The organism is Acinetobacter sp. NIPH 2100 (genome assembly GCF_000369805.1).
Lineage (GTDB): Bacteria > Pseudomonadota > Gammaproteobacteria > Pseudomonadales > Moraxellaceae > Acinetobacter.
Map to the genome: position 1 here is coordinate 58,857 of NZ_KB850224.1, position 16,760 is coordinate 75,616.

11 protein-coding genes, 2 tRNA genes and 3 rRNA genes are annotated in these 16,760 nt (G+C 43.0%); 9 read left to right on the forward strand and 7 right to left on the reverse strand.

What is annotated here, in order from left to right; all coding sequences use genetic code 11:
• Window positions 1-410 precede the first annotated feature (410 nt).
• From F887_RS17600 to F887_RS17570, 7 genes are all read left to right on the forward strand, one after another.
• Window positions 411-1,948 (forward strand): 16S ribosomal RNA (locus tag F887_RS17600).
• 59 nt (window positions 1,949-2,007) lie between these two features.
• Window positions 2,008-2,084 (forward strand) — tRNA-Ile (locus F887_RS17595).
• A gap of 55 nt (window positions 2,085-2,139) precedes the next feature.
• Window positions 2,140-2,215: transfer RNA gene (locus tag F887_RS17590), tRNA-Ala, on the forward strand.
• 390 nt (window positions 2,216-2,605) lie between these two features.
• Window positions 2,606-5,498: ribosomal RNA gene (locus tag F887_RS17585) — 23S ribosomal RNA — on the forward strand.
• A 205-nt stretch (window positions 5,499-5,703) separates the two neighbouring features.
• Window positions 5,704-5,818: ribosomal RNA gene (gene rrf, locus F887_RS17580) — 5S ribosomal RNA — on the forward strand.
• The 16S, 23S and 5S rRNA genes sit together here with 2 tRNA genes alongside, the layout of an rRNA operon.
• Window positions 5,819-5,939: 121 nt before the next feature.
• Window positions 5,940-6,623, forward strand: coding sequence for a dihydrodipicolinate reductase C-terminal domain-containing protein (locus F887_RS17575; RefSeq protein ID WP_005290706.1), 684 nt, complete (start codon window positions 5,940-5,942; stop codon window positions 6,621-6,623).
• Between the two features lie 119 nt (window positions 6,624-6,742).
• Entirely contained in the window at window positions 6,743-7,468 is a 726-nt protein-coding gene (locus tag F887_RS17570; RefSeq protein ID WP_005290709.1) for an AAA family ATPase, read from the forward strand.
• Window positions 7,469-7,669: 201 nt separating this feature from the next.
• Here the strand turns inward: F887_RS17570 and F887_RS17565 are convergent, their stop codons facing one another.
• The 5 genes from F887_RS17565 to ribF all read right to left on the reverse strand — a co-directional run bounded on the left by F887_RS17565 (window position 7,670) and on the right by ribF (window position 13,264).
• Window positions 7,670-8,212, reverse strand: coding sequence for an NADPH-dependent FMN reductase (locus F887_RS17565; RefSeq protein ID WP_005290711.1), 543 nt, complete (start codon window positions 8,210-8,212; stop codon window positions 7,670-7,672).
• A 105-nt stretch (window positions 8,213-8,317) separates the two neighbouring features.
• Window positions 8,318-8,800, reverse strand: a complete 483-nt coding sequence (locus F887_RS17560; protein ID WP_005290715.1) for an FKBP-type peptidyl-prolyl cis-trans isomerase — start codon at window positions 8,798-8,800, stop codon at window positions 8,318-8,320.
• Between the two features lies 1 nt (window position 8,801).
• Window positions 8,802-9,332 carry a signal peptidase II gene (lspA, locus tag F887_RS17555; protein ID WP_171067414.1) on the reverse strand — a complete coding sequence of 177 codons (531 nt, stop codon included), beginning with the start codon at window positions 9,330-9,332 and terminating at the stop codon, window positions 8,802-8,804.
• A gap of 4 nt (window positions 9,333-9,336) precedes the next feature.
• A complete protein-coding gene (gene ileS, locus F887_RS17550) occupies window positions 9,337-12,174 on the reverse strand; it encodes an isoleucine--tRNA ligase (RefSeq protein ID WP_005290720.1) in 2,838 nt (945 codons plus the stop codon).
• An 88-nt stretch (window positions 12,175-12,262) separates the two neighbouring features.
• Window positions 12,263-13,264, reverse strand: coding sequence for a riboflavin biosynthesis protein RibF (gene ribF / locus F887_RS17545; protein WP_005290723.1), 1,002 nt, complete (start codon window positions 13,262-13,264; stop codon window positions 12,263-12,265).
• Between the two features lie 207 nt (window positions 13,265-13,471).
• On the opposite strand from ribF, the gene F887_RS17540 reads away from it, so the two are divergent.
• Both F887_RS17540 and F887_RS17535 read left to right on the forward strand, forming a co-directional pair.
• Window positions 13,472-14,605 (forward strand): TDT family transporter, encoded by a 1,134-nt coding sequence (locus F887_RS17540; protein WP_005290726.1) that lies wholly within the window; start codon window positions 13,472-13,474, stop codon window positions 14,603-14,605.
• Between the two features lie 67 nt (window positions 14,606-14,672).
• Window positions 14,673-15,239: a phosphorylase family protein gene (locus F887_RS17535; protein WP_005290728.1), complete on the forward strand. Its 567-nt coding sequence runs from the start codon at window positions 14,673-14,675 to the stop codon at window positions 15,237-15,239.
• A gap of 106 nt (window positions 15,240-15,345) precedes the next feature.
• On the opposite strand, the gene F887_RS17530 is transcribed toward F887_RS17535, so the two are convergent.
• Complete coding sequence (locus F887_RS17530) at window positions 15,346-15,687, reverse strand: hypothetical protein (RefSeq protein WP_005290729.1); 342 nt, start codon at window positions 15,685-15,687, stop codon at window positions 15,346-15,348.
• 310 nt (window positions 15,688-15,997) lie between these two features.
• Window positions 15,998-16,609, reverse strand: coding sequence for a TetR/AcrR family transcriptional regulator (locus tag F887_RS17525; RefSeq protein ID WP_005290731.1), 612 nt, complete (start codon window positions 16,607-16,609; stop codon window positions 15,998-16,000).
• Between the last annotated feature and the right edge of the window lie 151 nt (window positions 16,610-16,760).

Consider the following 16,760-nt stretch of genomic DNA (forward strand, 5'->3'; position numbering starts at 1 on the left):
AAATATGTATAAAATATTTCTGCTTTAATTTTATATGCTTACGGCAATATTGCTGCTTTGTTAAACATGTTGGTGTGTAAAAAAAGAACACTCGATAAAACAAGGGTTTAAAAAAGCTTGCACACCAAAAAAAATCTCCTATAATGCACACATCCCGACGCGATGAAGCAAAAATAACTTAGCTTTACTGGTTAAGTTGTTAAATATTTATTGCGTTGATTTGCTACTGACGAGGTAGCAAAAAGATCATTAAGAGAATAGAAGAACAACTTGTGTGGATTTTTACTGGTTGATCAATCGAAAATATTTCATTGATTGAATGGTAGAAATTTCTCGAAGTTTATTTGAGCGAATTTTTAGTCAGAAAATTGATGAGCCAAGATTTGTAGCCATAAGCTACTAATGATTTTAAACTGAAGAGTTTGATCATGGCTCAGATTGAACGCTGGCGGCAGGCTTAACACATGCAAGTCGAGCGGAGTGATGGTGCTTGCACTATCACTTAGCGGCGGACGGGTGAGTAATGCTTAGGAATCTGCCATTTAGTGGGGGACAACATTCCGAAAGGAATGCTAATACCGCATACGTCCTACGGGAGAAAGCAGGGGATCTTCGGACCTTGCGCTAAATGATGAGCCTAAGTCGGATTAGCTAGTTGGTGGGGTAAAGGCCTACCAAGGCGACGATCTGTAGCGGGTCTGAGAGGATGATCCGCCACACTGGGACTGAGACACGGCCCAGACTCCTACGGGAGGCAGCAGTGGGGAATATTGGACAATGGGCGGAAGCCTGATCCAGCCATGCCGCGTGTGTGAAGAAGGCCTTTTGGTTGTAAAGCACTTTAAGCGAGGAGGAGGCTACCTAGATTAATACTCTAGGATAGTGGACGTTACTCGCAGAATAAGCACCGGCTAACTCTGTGCCAGCAGCCGCGGTAATACAGAGGGTGCGAGCGTTAATCGGATTTACTGGGCGTAAAGCGTGCGTAGGCGGCTGATTAAGTCGGATGTGAAATCCCTGAGCTTAACTTAGGAATTGCATTCGATACTGGTCAGCTAGAGTATGGGAGAGGATGGTAGAATTCCAGGTGTAGCGGTGAAATGCGTAGAGATCTGGAGGAATACCGATGGCGAAGGCAGCCATCTGGCCTAATACTGACGCTGAGGTACGAAAGCATGGGGAGCAAACAGGATTAGATACCCTGGTAGTCCATGCCGTAAACGATGTCTACTAGCCGTTGGGGCCTTTGAGGCTTTAGTGGCGCAGCTAACGCGATAAGTAGACCGCCTGGGGAGTACGGTCGCAAGACTAAAACTCAAATGAATTGACGGGGGCCCGCACAAGCGGTGGAGCATGTGGTTTAATTCGATGCAACGCGAAGAACCTTACCTGGCCTTGACATACTAGAAACTTTCCAGAGATGGATTGGTGCCTTCGGGAATCTAGATACAGGTGCTGCATGGCTGTCGTCAGCTCGTGTCGTGAGATGTTGGGTTAAGTCCCGCAACGAGCGCAACCCTTTTCCTTATTTGCCAGCGAGTAATGTCGGGAACTTTAAGGATACTGCCAGTGACAAACTGGAGGAAGGCGGGGACGACGTCAAGTCATCATGGCCCTTACGGCCAGGGCTACACACGTGCTACAATGGTCGGTACAAAGGGTTGCTACCTAGCGATAGGATGCTAATCTCAAAAAGCCGATCGTAGTCCGGATTGGAGTCTGCAACTCGACTCCATGAAGTCGGAATCGCTAGTAATCGCGGATCAGAATGCCGCGGTGAATACGTTCCCGGGCCTTGTACACACCGCCCGTCACACCATGGGAGTTTGTTGCACCAGAAGTAGGTAGTCTAACCGCAAGGAGGACGCTTACCACGGTGTGGCCGATGACTGGGGTGAAGTCGTAACAAGGTAGCCGTAGGGGAACCTGCGGCTGGATCACCTCCTTAACGAAAGATTGGTGACCGGTAAGAATCCACAACAAGTTGTTCTTCGAAGATGTATCTGAGGGTCTGTAGCTCAGTTGGTTAGAGCACACGCTTGATAAGCGTGGGGTCACAAGTTCAAGTCTTGTCAGACCCACCAAATCTGATTGCAGTAGCTTAGATTGAAAGATATATCGTTCATTAAATGATAAGCTGGGGACTTAGCTTAGTTGGTAGAGCGCCTGCTTTGCACGCAGGAGGTCAGGAGTTCGACTCTCCTAGTCTCCACCACACATTACGAAGTAATGTAAGAAACTAAAGTTAAATTCCAAAGATAGCTTATAGAATTTAGTAAACAAGAAGATCGCATGGTCTTGGTTTATTAAGTTCTGTGATTTATCACAGTTTACTACGCACCGACGAGGTGGTAGTTAATCATTAACAGATTAGAAAATTGAGTCTGAAATAAATTGTTCAAACTCGATTAGATATAAGCTTAACAAGTAATTGTTAAGAACATATTTAATCTGAGAACTAGCAAATTAACTGAATCAAGCGTTTTGGTATATGAATTAGATTGAAGCTGTACGGTGATTAAATTCACAGGACAACAGATAGTAGCAATTAAGTTTGCAACGATAACACTCACTTGTATGTGTTAACGACTGTTTGGGGTTGTATAGTCAAGTAATTAAGTGCATGTGGTGGATGCCTTGGCAGTCAGAGGCGATGAAAGACGTAATAGCCTGCGATAAGCTCCGGGGAGGCGGCAAATATCCTTTGATCCGGAGATTTCTGAATGGGGGAACCCACCCGCTATAAGGCGGGTATCATAAGCTGAATACATAGGCTTATGAAGCGAACGAGGGGAAGTGAAACATCTCAGTACCCTTAGGAAAAGAAATCAATTGAGATTCCCTTAGTAGCGGCGAGCGAACGGGGAGCAGCCCATTAAGTTGTGTGTGTTCTAGTGGAACGCTCTGGGAAGTGCGAACGTAGAGGGTGATATTCCCGTACACGAAAGGGCACACACAATGATGACGAGTAGGGCGAGGCACGTGAAACCTTGTCTGAATATGGGGGGACCATCCTCCAAGGCTAAATACTCCTGACTGACCGATAGTGAACCAGTACCGTGAGGGAAAGGCGAAAAGAACCCCTGTGAGGGGAGTGAAATAGATCCTGAAACCGCATGCATACAAGCAGTGGGAGCCGACTTGTTCGGTGACTGCGTACCTTTTGTATAATGGGTCAGCGACTTATATTCAGTAGCGAGGTTAACCGAATAGGGGAGCCGTAGAGAAATCGAGTCTTAATAGGGCGTTTAGTTGCTGGGTATAGACCCGAAACCAGGCGATCTATCCATGAGCAGGTTGAAGGTTGGGTAACACTAACTGGAGGACCGAACCCACTGTCGTTGAAAAGCCAGGGGATGACTTGTGGATAGGGGTGAAAGGCTAATCAAGCCTGGTGATAGCTGGTTCTCCCCGAAAGCTATTTAGGTAGCGCCTCGGACGAATACCATTGGGGGTAGAGCACTGTTTCGGCTAGGGGGTCATCCCGACTTACCAAACCGATGCAAACTCCGAATACCAATGAGTACTATCCGGGAGACAGACTGCGGGTGCTAACGTCCGTAGTCAAGAGGAAAACAATCCAGACCGCCAGCTAAGGCCCCAAAATCATAGTTAAGTGGGAAACGATGTGGGAAGGCATAGACAGCTAGGAGGTTGGCTTAGAAGCAGCCACCCTTTAAAGAAAGCGTAATAGCTCACTAGTCGAGTCGGCCTGCGCGGAAGATGTAACGGGGCTAAAACTATGTGCCGAAGCTGCGGATTTACGCATTAGCGTAAGTGGTAGGGGAGCGTTCTGTAAGCCGATGAAGGTGTATTGAGAAGTATGCTGGAGGTATCAGAAGTGCGAATGCTGACGTGAGTAACGACAAAACGGGTGAAAAACCCGTTCGCTGAAAGACCAAGGGTTCCAGTCCAACGTTAATCGGGGCTGGGTGAGTCGACCCCTAAGGCGAGGCCGAGAGGCGTAGTCGATGGGAAATTGGTTAATATTCCAATACTTCTGTGTAATGCGATGAGAGGACGGAGAAGGTTAAGTCAGCCTGGCGTTGGTTGTCCAGGTGGAAGGCAGTAGGCATGCATCTTAGGCAAATCCGGGGTGCTCTATGCTGAGAGCTGATAGCAAGCTGTACTTGTACAGTGAAGTGGCTGATACCATGCTTCCAGGAAAAGTCTCTAAGCTTCAGTTACACAGGAATCGTACCCGAAACCGACACAGGTGGTCAGGTCGAGTAGACCAAAGCGCTTGAGAGAACTCTGCTGAAGGAACTAGGCAAAATGGTACCGTAACTTCGGGAGAAGGTACGCTGCTGACGGTGATGGGACTTGCTCCCTGAGCTATTGGCAGCCACAGAAACCAGGCCGCTGCAACTGTTTATTAAAAACATAGCACTCTGCAAACACGAAAGTGGACGTATAGGGTGTGATGCCTGCCCGGTGCTGGAAGGTTAATTGATGGGGTTAGCGTAAGCGAAGCTCTTGATCGAAGCCCCAGTAAACGGCGGCCGTAACTATAACGGTCCTAAGGTAGCGAAATTCCTTGTCGGGTAAGTTCCGACCTGCACGAATGGCATAATGATGGCGGCGCTGTCTCCAGCAGAGGCTCAGTGAAATCGAATTCGCCGTGAAGATGCGGTGTACCCGCGGCTAGACGGAAAGACCCCGTGAACCTTTACTGCAGCTTGACATTGAACTTTGACCTTACTTGTGTAGGATAGGTGGGAGGCTTTGAAGTTGGAACGCTAGTTCCAATGGAGCCGTCCTTGAAATACCACCCTGGTAATGTTGAGGTTCTAACTCTGCCCCGTAATCCGGGGCGAGGACCATGTCTGGTGGGTAGTTTGACTGGGGCGGTCTCCTCCTAAAGAGTAACGGAGGAGTACGAAGGTGCGCTCAGCGTGGTCGGAAATCACGCGTAGAGTATAAAGGCAAAAGCGCGCTTAACTGCGAGACCCACAAGTCGAGCAGGTACGAAAGTAGGTCTTAGTGATCCGGTGGTTCTGTATGGAAGGGCCATCGCTCAACGGATAAAAGGTACTCTGGGGATAACAGGCTGATACCGCCCAAGAGTTCATATCGACGGCGGTGTTTGGCACCTCGATGTCGGCTCATCTCATCCTGGGGCTGAAGCAGGTCCCAAGGGTATGGCTGTTCGCCATTTAAAGAGGTACGCGAGCTGGGTTTAGAACGTCGTGAGACAGTTCGGTCCCTATCTACCGTGGGCGCTGGAAATTTGAGAGGATCTGCTCCTAGTACGAGAGGACCAGAGTGGACGAACCTCTGGTGTACCGGTTGTGACGCCAGTCGCATCGCCGGGTAGCTATGTTCGGAAGGGATAACCGCTGAAAGCATCTAAGCGGGAAGCCTACCTCAAGATAAGATTTCCCTAGGAATTTATTCCTCTAAAGAGCCGTTCGAGACTAGGACGTTGATAGGTTGGGTGTGGAAGCACGGTGACGTGTGAAGCTGACCAATACTAATTGCTCGTGAGGCTTGACTATACAACACCCAAGCAGTTGTATGTAAAGCTGATAATCGATTCATAAAAGATCAGTTGAACCTGATCTTGAACAAAGAACTTGATTTAGTGATTGCTAAGCAATAAACTTCGACTCAATAATCTAATCCGTTAATAACTCTTTGGATCGTAAGTAAGGCATGTGGTGAATACACTACAAATAAGACCCGAAAGCACCACAACAGTTTGCTGGCGACAATAGCAAGAGTGAACCACCTGATCCCTTCCCGAACTCAGAAGTGAAACCTCTTAGCGCTGATGGTAGTGTGGCACTTGCCATGTGAGAGTAAGTCATCGCCAGCTTTTAAATACTAACACCCCCTCCGCTAACGCAGAGGGGGTGTTTTTTATTGCATAGATGAAAAGAAAATATAATGAAGGGAAATCGATTAATATAAAGGAAATCTTCTAAAAACTTTAACTTATGACTAATGTATTTATTATTGGCTCTGGTAAATTAGCGAATGAATTACTCAGAGGATTAGATTTTAATCAACAGTATACAGTCTTAGCTTGGGCTGACAGAAATAATAATGAAACTGAAACTGCTATTGTTATACATGCTGGTTCTGGGAGAGAGCTAAAAGAGGCAATTTCATATTGTAAACAAACAGGTTCTAGTCTGATTGAACTGTCAACGGATCTTGATTACAAGCAAGAAAATTGGGATATTCCAGTTGTTTTATGCCCAAATACCAACATATTAATGCTTAAATTTATGAATATGATTGAAAAAAGTGGACAAAATTTCAGTCAATATCAAATAAGTATGATCGAATCGCATCAAGCAAATAAGACTTCTGTATCTGGAACAGCTGTGGCGATGGCCAAGTCACTCCGTGTGCAGAATCATGTAATTGAATCAGTACGCGATGTTAAAAGACAACAGTTTGAGCTTGCGATTCCTGAACAGAATCTAGCTCGACATGCATATCATCGTATTCAAATATCAGATGGTAAATCTTGTTCAATTATTTTTGAGACAAAAGTTTTAGGTGATTCAGCATATGTTGATGGTGTTAAAGAAATTATTTGCGCTGTAGGAAAAAATCACTTAGAAAAGAGGTTATATGACGTCATGGAATTTATTGATAATCATTGGATCTAATATAAGTATTAAAGAGATCGTTTAAGCAAAGCGACAACTCAAGACGTACCTAAATGAATTAAGGTGTTTTTCAAACTTAAAATCTAGCATGCTATAACAAATAGATGTGCCAATGTTTTATGCAAGAAAGACCTTATATTCGAGCGGTAAAGTTTAAATCACCAGAGTCCTTGGATTGGGCCAGTTATCCTTATGTTGTTCCTGCTGTTAACGATTTAGAAAGCATCGAGTTTCATCCAGAAGTCACTTTCTTTGTCGGGGAGAATGGTTCAGGGAAATCGACCATTCTCGAAGCTTTAGCGCTTGCTTTGGGTTTTTCAGAAGAAGGTGGAACGCGTAATGTACAATTGAATACAGCAACAACGGCTTCTGATTTGCATCAGGCGATTCGAACGATAAAAAGCTATAAGAAGCCCCAAGATTATTACTTTTTGCGTGCTGAGAGCTTCTATAACGTTGCAACCTATATGAAGCAAGTGAATTATCTGGTGGAGTATGGGGGAGATATCCATTTACGCTCACATGGAGAGGCTTTCTTAACGTTATTAACTCTGAAACTCAAAGGGAAGGGTTTATATCTTTTGGATGAACCAGAAGCAGCCTTGTCTCCAACCATGCTGATGACAACTTTATCGGTTTTGGATCGTTTATGTCGGGAGCAATCCCAATTTATTATTGCCACCCATTCTCCTATTTTATTGGCTTATCCCAATGCCAAAATTTATCAGTTTTCGGATATGGGGATTAAAGAGATATCTTATGAAGAAACTGAGCATTTTCGGGTAACAAAGGATTTTCTGAATAATTATCAAAAGAGAATCCAGCAGTTGTTAGAGAAAGAATAGATATAAAAAAGAAGCCCCATCATCCTGACGGGGCTTCTTCATATTCAGTTTATGTCGTTGATATCCTATTAACGACCACGTCCTGTGTGTTTTATTATTCTCAATGAGACTTCCTGTCTCTCTATGATTGATATATTAGCGATCAAGTCGGAAGTCGAACAGACGTCAATCTCCCTGATCAATGTACGCCTAGACGTACAACTAGGCGATATGATACTTCTGTAGTTTACTAATCAGTCCTGTTAAGCCCTTCACTTCAAATTCATTGGCTTCAAAGTTATCGTCTTTATTACGTTTAAAAATGTCTCGAATTTCAATGACGGCATTTGGATCAACAAGGCCTAAGCTAGAGGTCACTTGGCGAATTTGGCTGATTGAACGTGAACCATTAGTGGAGCCGTAGCCGATAAAAGCCGCGGGTTTGCCTTGCCATTCTTTACCGACGTAATCCAAGGCATTCTTGAGCGCTGGACTATAGCCATGGTTATATTCAGGGCTAATAAAGATAAATGCTTGTGCCTGTGCAATTTTATCTGCCCATTGCTGTTGTTTGGGTTGATCATAAATACCTGTCGCTGGGGGATGAGAACCTGCAAATAAAGGTAAGCCCCACTCTTTAAGATCGACGATTTCTGTTTGAATATCTTTTAATCTGAGTTCAGTCGTTGCTTGTTGTACCCAATTGGCCACTTTAATTGCAGTTCGGCCTTCGCGAACACTACCAACAATAATATAAATCAGCATATTGAAATTCCTGTGTTATTGCTTTGATTTTAAAAATGAATAGTTATTAATGATCTTATACTTTTCTTCAGCGTAAAAAAAAGCTCTCATTTGAGAGCTTTTTTGTTACATCAATTTGATACCTTGCTGACCCGCAGGGGTGACTTTGAAGATTTCCACTTCAAAGGTAATATTTTTTCCTGCAAGTGGATGGTTAAAATCGATTTCTGTGGTGTCATCATTGACCGATTTTACAATCCCAAATAAGGTTGCTTTAGCTTTATCTTCGAACTCAATCATATGACCCACGATTGGACGTTGTTCAAATTTAACCGTATCGAAGATTTGGATATTTTCAGCGTTCCAAGGTCCAAACGCATCTTCAGGGGGTAAATGTACAGTACGACGATCGCCTGCACGTAAACCAAATAAAGCCTTTTCAAACCCAGGTAACAGGTTACCATCACCAATCACGAGACTGACTGGCTCTTCACGACCACGGGTATTGTCGATTTCAACACCATTTTCAACCGATACAGAAAAATGTAAGTCGACTTTTGAGCCTTCTTGAATACGGATTTCTTCGTTTGGTTGGATAATTTCATTCATCTTATGCATCCGCATTTTGGTTGCGTTTCTTCTCTAAGAAGAAAGTATCGATCAATAGCAAAATAGTCCCTAAGGTAATGGCACTATCCGCAAGATTGAAGGCTGGGAAATGGCTGTTTTGATAGTAAACATGAATAAAATCGACCACATAGCCTAAGCTAACACGGTCAATCAAATTGCCTATTGCTCCGCCAAGAATCAACGCAATTGCCATCGGTAATACAATCATTTTCTTAGGCATACGCATGAGCCAGAAAACAAAAATCACCGAGACAAAACCTGCTAATGAGGTGAAAAAGTAGCGTTGCCAGCCGCCTGCATCAGACAAAAAGCTGAATGCTGCGCCATAATTATGCAGCAGTGTCCAATTTAAAAAAGGCAGCACCGGAACAGGGTCCGCATAGTTTAAATGCGAACTTGCTATCCATTTGGTCCATTGATCCAACACAATGGCAAGGACAGAAAGTCCAAGCCAGAGCACGTTGTGTGGGTAAAACTGGAATAAGCCTTTCTTTGCTGGGCTTGTTTGCACAGAATTATGCATATTTTCTCACTTCGCCACTGCCAGTGACATTGATAATACAACGAGCGCATAAACCAGCATGACCAACGTGTGTATTTACGTCAGGCAATACATGCCAGCAACGTACACATTTTTCACCGTCTGCCGCTGAAACTTGGACACGCAGACCTTCGAGGTCTGTGCTTTCGCCTTGTTCTGCATATGGGTGAACGATGACTTGAGAGGTAATCAAGACAAAACGTAATTCATCAGCCAATTGGTTTAACAATGTTTGTAATGCTTCATCTGCCCAAAGTTCAACTTTAGCAGACAGGTTACTACCAATCAGTTTAGCGTTACGTGCTGCTTCAATCTGTTTATTTACTGCTGATTTTACGCTAATCAATGTTTGCCAATCTGCTTCAGACAACAAGTTTGCTGTTGATGCAGTTGGAATGTCATACCATTCAGCGGTAAATACATATTTTCCAGATTGTTCTGGAATCAACGGCCAAGCTTCCTGTGCTGTAAAGCTGAGGATTGGTGACATCCAACGAACAAAAGCTTGTACGATATGATACAACGCAGTTTGTGCAGAATGACGTGCTTGTGAGTCTGCTTTGGTGGTGTACTGACGATCTTTGATGATGTCGAGATAGAAGCCACCTAAGTCATTGATACAGAAGCTGGTCAATGCATTGGTCACAATATGGAAGTTCATCTCTTCATAGGCTTGCTGGATGGTTTTTTGAACCTCAGCAGCACGTTGCAAGATGTATTGATCCAATGCAATCAGTTGGTCGACTGGTAACGCATCTGTTGATGGTTTGAAGCCATTCAAGTTGGCCAACAAGAAACGCAAGGTGTTACGGATACGACGATAACCATCTGATGCGCGGCTAAAGATTTCTTTACCAGCCGTCATTTCATAGCGATAGTCCGCCGATGCGATCCAGAAGCGTAAGCCATCAGCACCCATATCTTTGATAATGTCTTGTGGGGTAATGATGTTGCCTAATGATTTAGACATCTTACGACCTTTCTCATCGACCACAAAACCGTGGGTGAGTAGGCCTTTATAAGGCGCACGTTGATTGATTGCAATTGAGGTTAATAATGACGATTGGAACCAACCACGGTGTTGATCTGAACCTTCAAGATATAAGTCTGCTGGATCTTGTAGATCATCACGTTCACGCAATACTGCGTAGTGCGTAGTGCCTGAGTCAAACCAAACGTCCAAGGTGTCACGTACTGCATTGTACTGCTCTGCATCAGCACCGATGAATTCACTTGCTTCGCGATTGTACCAACCGTCAATGCCTTCTTGCTCGATCAGTTTAGCGACTTCTTCGATCAATTCAGGCGTACGAGGATGCAATGCATTGGTATCTTTGTGCACAAAAAATGGAATTGGCACGCCCCAAGTTCGTTGGCGTGAGATACACCAGTCAGGACGCCCTTCAATCATAGATTGAATACGATTTTTACCCCAATCTGGCACGAAGTCGATGTCATTTTCAATCGCATTTAATGCGGTTTGACGTAAGCCTTTTGCATCCATGCTGATAAACCATTGTGGGGTCGCACGGAAGATAATTGGAGTTTTGTGGCGCCAGCAATGCGGATAGCTATGTTTAATTGGTTGATGTGCCCATAATCGACCCACTGCACCTAAAGCTTCAATGATTTTTGGATTGGCTTTATAGATGTGCTCACCCGCAAAGATTGGTGAAGTTGGTAAATAAACACCATTACCACCGACTGGGTTTTCAACTTTTAAGTTGTATTGTAAGCCGACCTTATAGTCATCCACACCATGACCTGGAGCGGTATGAACAGCACCCGTACCACTGGTGGCAATGACGTGCTCGCCTAAAATCACAGGGACTTGGCGGTCTGTAAGTAGTGGATGTTGCAATAAGAGATTTTCGATTGCTGAGCCTGTGAAATCAGCAAGTACCACTGGATTTTCAAGCTTATAGCGTTCAACTGCGGATGCAACTAAGTCTTTTGCAAGGATAAAGTTTTGCATACCACGTTCAGTCGTAACTTGTACCAATTGATATTCAATATCAGCATGTAAGGCAACAGCTTGGTTGGCAGGCAGTGTCCAAGGTGTGGTTGTCCAGATCACAATATCAGTCACGTCTTGAACATCAACACCAAGACGGGCACTTAAATCTTTGAGATCTACAACGGTAAAGCCAACGTCAATCGCATCAGATTTTTTATCTTCGTATTCAACTTCTGCTTCAGCGAGTGCAGAACCACAATCTAAACACCAGTTCACAGGTTTTAAACCTGGTTCAATATGACCTGCTTTCGCAATGGCACCCAGCGAACGCACGATGTCTGCTTCTTGTTTGAAATTCATGGTGAGATAAGGATTATCCCAATCCCCAAACACGCCCATACGCACGAAGTCTTTCTTCTGTAATTCAACCTGTGTGTAGGCATATTCACGGCATGCTTTACGGAAGGTTGATGCGTCAACTTTAACACCGACTTTACCGACTTTTTCTTCAACTTTGAGTTCAATTGGTAAGCCGTGGCAGTCCCAACCTGGCACATACGGTGCGTCAAAACCATCCATGACACGGCTTTTAACAATGATGTCTTTTAATACTTTATTGACAGCATGGCCTAAATGGATTTGACCATTGGCATATGGAGGGCCGTCATGCAGTACATATTTTTTCTTGCCAATACGCGCTTCACGAATCTGCTGATAAATGTTGTCGGCATACCACTCTTCTAACCATTTGGCTTCACGCACAGCCAAGTTTGCCTTCATGGCAAAATCAGTCGCTGGCAAATTGAGTGTGGCTTTATAATCCACTGCATTTTCAGGAGTTTGCTTATCGCTCATGCAAGTTTTCTTCCAGTTTGATCAGTTTGTAAACTGACATGTATTACTTTAGGATTTGTGAAGTATTAACAAACCCTACTAATTAAATTTAAAAAGGAAATTCTGTTGTGTCGGTACGATAGTCTCGTAACTTTTGCACATCATCATGAATTCCAGCTTTGAGGGCTTCAAGCGAAGGGTAATTCAGTTCACCATGTAAATAGTGAAGGAAGGTTACCCGCATCAATAAGCCATACAGATTAGCAGAAACATCAGGGAAATGTACCTCTAATCGCCATTCTGGGTGGTCTTGTTTGATGGCTGGGCGTGTCCCCACATGGCCTGCGCCAAATAAACTGTCAGCTTGGTATCCTGTGATGCCGTTGAGGGCAGGATCTGCATGTTTTACTTTTGCTGTCAGTGAGGCATTTTCACAGACCACATCCACCGCATAAATCCCATTTAAACAGGGTTTATGACGGTTCAAACGGACATTAATGGTTGGAAAATCCAGGGTGCGACCAATCTGATCGCCATATTGCACGCGACCTGTGATGCTATAAGGACGACCTAATAATTTTGCCGCCAAAGCCAAATCACCTGCTTGTAAGACTTGACGAATACGGGTTGAACTGACACGTTCACCATTTAAAGCAATAGTATTTAAATTGATGACATCAAAACCGTAATCACGTAAGAATTCGCTATTACCTTGGCGGTCTTTACCAAAATGGAAATCATCACCGAGTACCAAGCTTTGTGCATTGAGTTTTAATTTGAGTAGGTCTGCAAATTCGGTGGCATTTAAGCTTCTAAAATACTGATCGAATTTCGCGACAGCAATGTAGTCCACACCCAGCTCTGTTAAATATTCTACTTTTTCTCTGAGCGAGCTAATACGCGGTGGAGCATCATAACCTTTAAAGAATTCAAGTGGTTGTGGCTCAAAAATCATCACCAATGTTTTTAAGCCTTGCGCTTCAGCCAACGTTTTGAGCCGAGCAATCATCGCTTGATGGCCGAGATGGACACCATCAAAATTGCCAATCGTTACCGCAGTTGGAGGTAACTGAAAATCTGGCGATAATGCGTTGAGACGAAGCAACTTCATGGGCGTTAAATACAGTGATTTTTGCAAAGGCTATATATTGCCATATTCTCAGCGTTTCGTCTTGTTGTTGTGTTTTTACACAGAAAAATTTCAATAATTAATCGTTTTATATCAATTTAATTGATTCGTTAAATAAAAATAAATCAATTTTTCTTATTTAAGGGTTCTATTAAAATAACAACATTGTCGCTTTAGATAGAAATAGAGATGAAAAAGCCATTTTACCAGCTAGAACAGAGCACAGATGTGATTCGTCATTTTACCCCGAACTGGTTCACTGCAACCATGGGAACGGGTGTTGTTGCCATGATCTTAGCACAGTTGCCTTTCGCCTCATCTCTGTTATTTATGCTAGCGACTAAATTATGGCAATTCAATATTCTGCTATTTAGTACGTTTAGTGTGCTTTATCTCTTACGCTGGATTTTATTTCCAGCTGAAGCCAAGCAGATTTTTACGCACCCCAATATGAGCTTATTTCTCGGTGCGATTCCGATGGGGCTTGCTACCATTGCCAATGGTTTTCTCAGTTTTGGCACGCATTTATATGGTGATATTGCCATTCAAATAGCCGAATATCTTTGGTACATCGATGTCGTTCTTGCTGTTTTGATCGCGTGGGTAGTGCCATTTTGTATGTTCAGCTGCCAAGATCACCAGTTACATCGCATGACTGCGGTTTGGTTGTTGCCGATTGTGGCGTGTGAGGTTGCTGCAAGTTCAGCAGGGCTGTTATTGCAACATTTAGCGGCGGATCAACACGCACTGTATATCTTGATCACGGGTTATGTGTTGTGGGGCATTTCAGTTTTACCTGCTTTTGCGATCTTAACCATTTTGATGCTACGTTTGGCATTGCACCAATTGCCTGAGAAAGAGGTCGCGATTTCTAGCTGGTTATGCTTAGGACCGATTGGAACTGGTGCATTAGCGTTATTACTATTGGGTGAGCAAGCACCACGGATCATGCAAGCAATGGGGTTTGAAGGATTAGCAATGTTACTTCCAGCTCTAGGTATTGTGGCAAGTTTGGTACTATTGGGCTTTGGTGTCTGGTGGTTCGGTATCGCGATCTTGACCACCCTACGTCACGTGCGTACAGGCATTCCATTTAACTTGGGTTGGTGGGGGCTGACTTTCCCATTCGGTGTGTTTATTTTGGCGATCTTTAATTTAGCACACCAATTACATATGGACGCTTTACACTACATTGCGGTTGTACTCAGCCTACTCTTGGTTGCTTTATGGGCTTTGGTGATGAAAAAAACAGTCGTAGGGGCGTATAGCGGCCAATTATTTTTCTCTCCTTGTTTGGTCGCCTTACAGCAGAAGATGCAATAATATCTAAGGTGTGCTTGAGCACACCTTTTTATATATGCGTCTACTTTGATCTGAACGAGTCTTTTTTATGAATGCTGATATTGCTCTGATTATGGCTTTGCCGAATGAATCTAAAGGTCTATTTGAGCAAGCTGGTATTGACGTTCATTACAGTGGAATCGGCAAAATTAATGCAGCATTTAAAGCCTTTGAGGTGATTCAAAAAACGGGCTGTAAGACACTAATCAACTTGGGTAGTGCAGGAAGTTCTCACTTTGATGCACACAGTCTGGTTGAAGTCATTACTTTCGTGCAACGTGATATGGATGTGCCTCCCTTAGGTTTTGCTGTGGGCGTGACACCAATGGATGATGAGATTCCTGCAGAGATCCATATCCAGCCACATTTTGAGCTTTTACCCAAAGGGATCTGTGGCACAGGTGATTCCTTCGAAACAGGCGTGCCGAAAGTGAGCTGTAATCTTGTGGATATGGAGGCCTATGCTTTAGCCAAAGTCTGTCAAAAGCTAGGAGTGCGTTTAATCTCGGTCAAATATATTACTGATGGTGCCAATGATACTGCGCATCTGGACTGGGAGGAAAATCTGTTAGTTGGCGCGCAAAAGCTGTTGGCACTTTATCAAGCTCATTTTTAAATGCAAAGGTTTCATGCTGTAGTATGTATGGCTAAATTTTAAATTATAATTAAGCTTTTGAAATAAAATAATTATTTTTTATTTAATTCGAGTGGTGGCAATTATATTAAATGAAAGGGTTTTCACTTTCCCATGGCTCATACTTAAAAATAATTTGGCCATTTTCAACACAAATGATCCATGTATAAAAATACTCTTCACCAAGTCCACGACATTCAAAATTAGAATTAGGAAATAGCTTTATTATTTTTTCTATTAGCTCAAAACAATAAATAGGATCAACATTAAGACTATCTTTACCATTAGCAAAGGCTGTGGCTAAATTGCTATAGACATCTTCATGAATTCCATCATTTTTCAATATTTCCAAAATTCTTTGCTTTTCTGACGAAAGGTCCAACTCATCAAAGTCAGTATGTCGAATTTGTAATTCTTTGAAAAAACTCATTATTTTTAAATCTCCTATTATCAAGTGGAAGTACTATACATTATAAAATTAACATAATACGGCTTATGCGTAATGCTTGAAATTTCTTCTTTAGCATCAATATCTTAAAATAAGCCGTTCTAGGGTTCAGCGCACTGGAACGGCTTTTTTGTGATTATTCACGTTCCAAGTATGTTTCTTAATCAATGTTCCACATTTTTGATTAGCTCAGTTGAATAATCGCCTTAACCATTTGACAATAAAAAAGCGACTCACAACGTCGCTTTTTTATTGTATTTCAATCGCTAAAATTAAGGTTAGTGAAGACAATTTAGCGTGGTAATACGCCGTACAACATCACATGAATGGTATGTTCGATGGTCCGTTGATACATACTGCGATTACGCAACGTTTTACCTGTGACCATTTCCATTTGTGTCGAAAAATCAGCATAGTTTTGGGTGATCGCCCAAATGTTGATAATCAATAGTTCTGGATCGACTTCTGCCGACAATTTGCCTTGTTCTTGCCAAGTTTGAATCACCTTGGTTTTACGCTTAAATAGCTTTTTCAAAGGACCTTTTAAGATCGGCAAAATATGCGGGGCACCTTGAATAATTTCGAGGGCAAATAAACGTGAGGCTTTTGGCTGATCACGTGAGCTTTCAATTTTTTGAATCAAATAGTGAGTGAGTGCTTCAGTTGGCTCAAGCTCAGACTCTAAGGTTTGTAAGGGTGCAAGCCACTTTTGCAACACCGTGGTAAGCACTTCGACATAAAGCGATTCTTTATTTTCATAGTAATAGAAAATATTCGATTTATGCATATTTGCAAGTTGCGCAATCTCATCGAGGCTGGCACCACTAAACCCATAGACGGAAAAAACATCTAGGGCAGCATTCAGCAGTTGATTGCGCTTTTGTGTACTTTTCTTCTGTTCCATCTGCGAGCTTGATTCAAAAAATGTCATTGACATTGTAAGATAAATTGTCCGATTTGTGCACAATTACGCAATTTTTTTATCGAAAAAAATATACTTTTTAGGCCAGTGCTAACGATGTATTTGATAATTATTGAAATCTGAAAAAATGCAT

What these genes read in the sequence shown, in the direction of transcription:
- F887_RS17575 (WP_005290706.1), top strand. Translation starts at nt 5,940, where the DNA reads ATGACTAATGTATTTATTATTGGCTCTGGTAAATTAGCGAATGAATTA.
- F887_RS17570 (WP_005290709.1), top strand. Translation starts at nt 6,743, where the DNA reads ATGCAAGAAAGACCTTATATTCGAGCGGTAAAGTTTAAATCACCAGAG.
- F887_RS17565 (WP_005290711.1), bottom strand. Translation starts at nt 8,212, where the DNA reads ATGCTGATTTATATTATTGTTGGTAGTGTTCGCGAAGGCCGAACTGCA.
- F887_RS17560 (WP_005290715.1), bottom strand. Translation starts at nt 8,800, where the DNA reads ATGAATGAAATTATCCAACCAAACGAAGAAATCCGTATTCAAGAAGGC.
- ileS (WP_005290720.1), bottom strand. Translation starts at nt 12,174, where the DNA reads ATGAGCGATAAGCAAACTCCTGAAAATGCAGTGGATTATAAAGCCACA.
- ribF (WP_005290723.1), bottom strand. Translation starts at nt 13,264, where the DNA reads ATGAAGTTGCTTCGTCTCAACGCATTATCGCCAGATTTTCAGTTACCT.
- F887_RS17540 (WP_005290726.1), top strand. Translation starts at nt 13,472, where the DNA reads ATGAAAAAGCCATTTTACCAGCTAGAACAGAGCACAGATGTGATTCGT.
- F887_RS17535 (WP_005290728.1), top strand. Translation starts at nt 14,673, where the DNA reads ATGAATGCTGATATTGCTCTGATTATGGCTTTGCCGAATGAATCTAAA.
- F887_RS17530 (WP_005290729.1), bottom strand. Translation starts at nt 15,687, where the DNA reads ATGAGTTTTTTCAAAGAATTACAAATTCGACATACTGACTTTGATGAG.
- F887_RS17525 (WP_005290731.1), bottom strand. Translation starts at nt 16,609, where the DNA reads ATGGAACAGAAGAAAAGTACACAAAAGCGCAATCAACTGCTGAATGCT.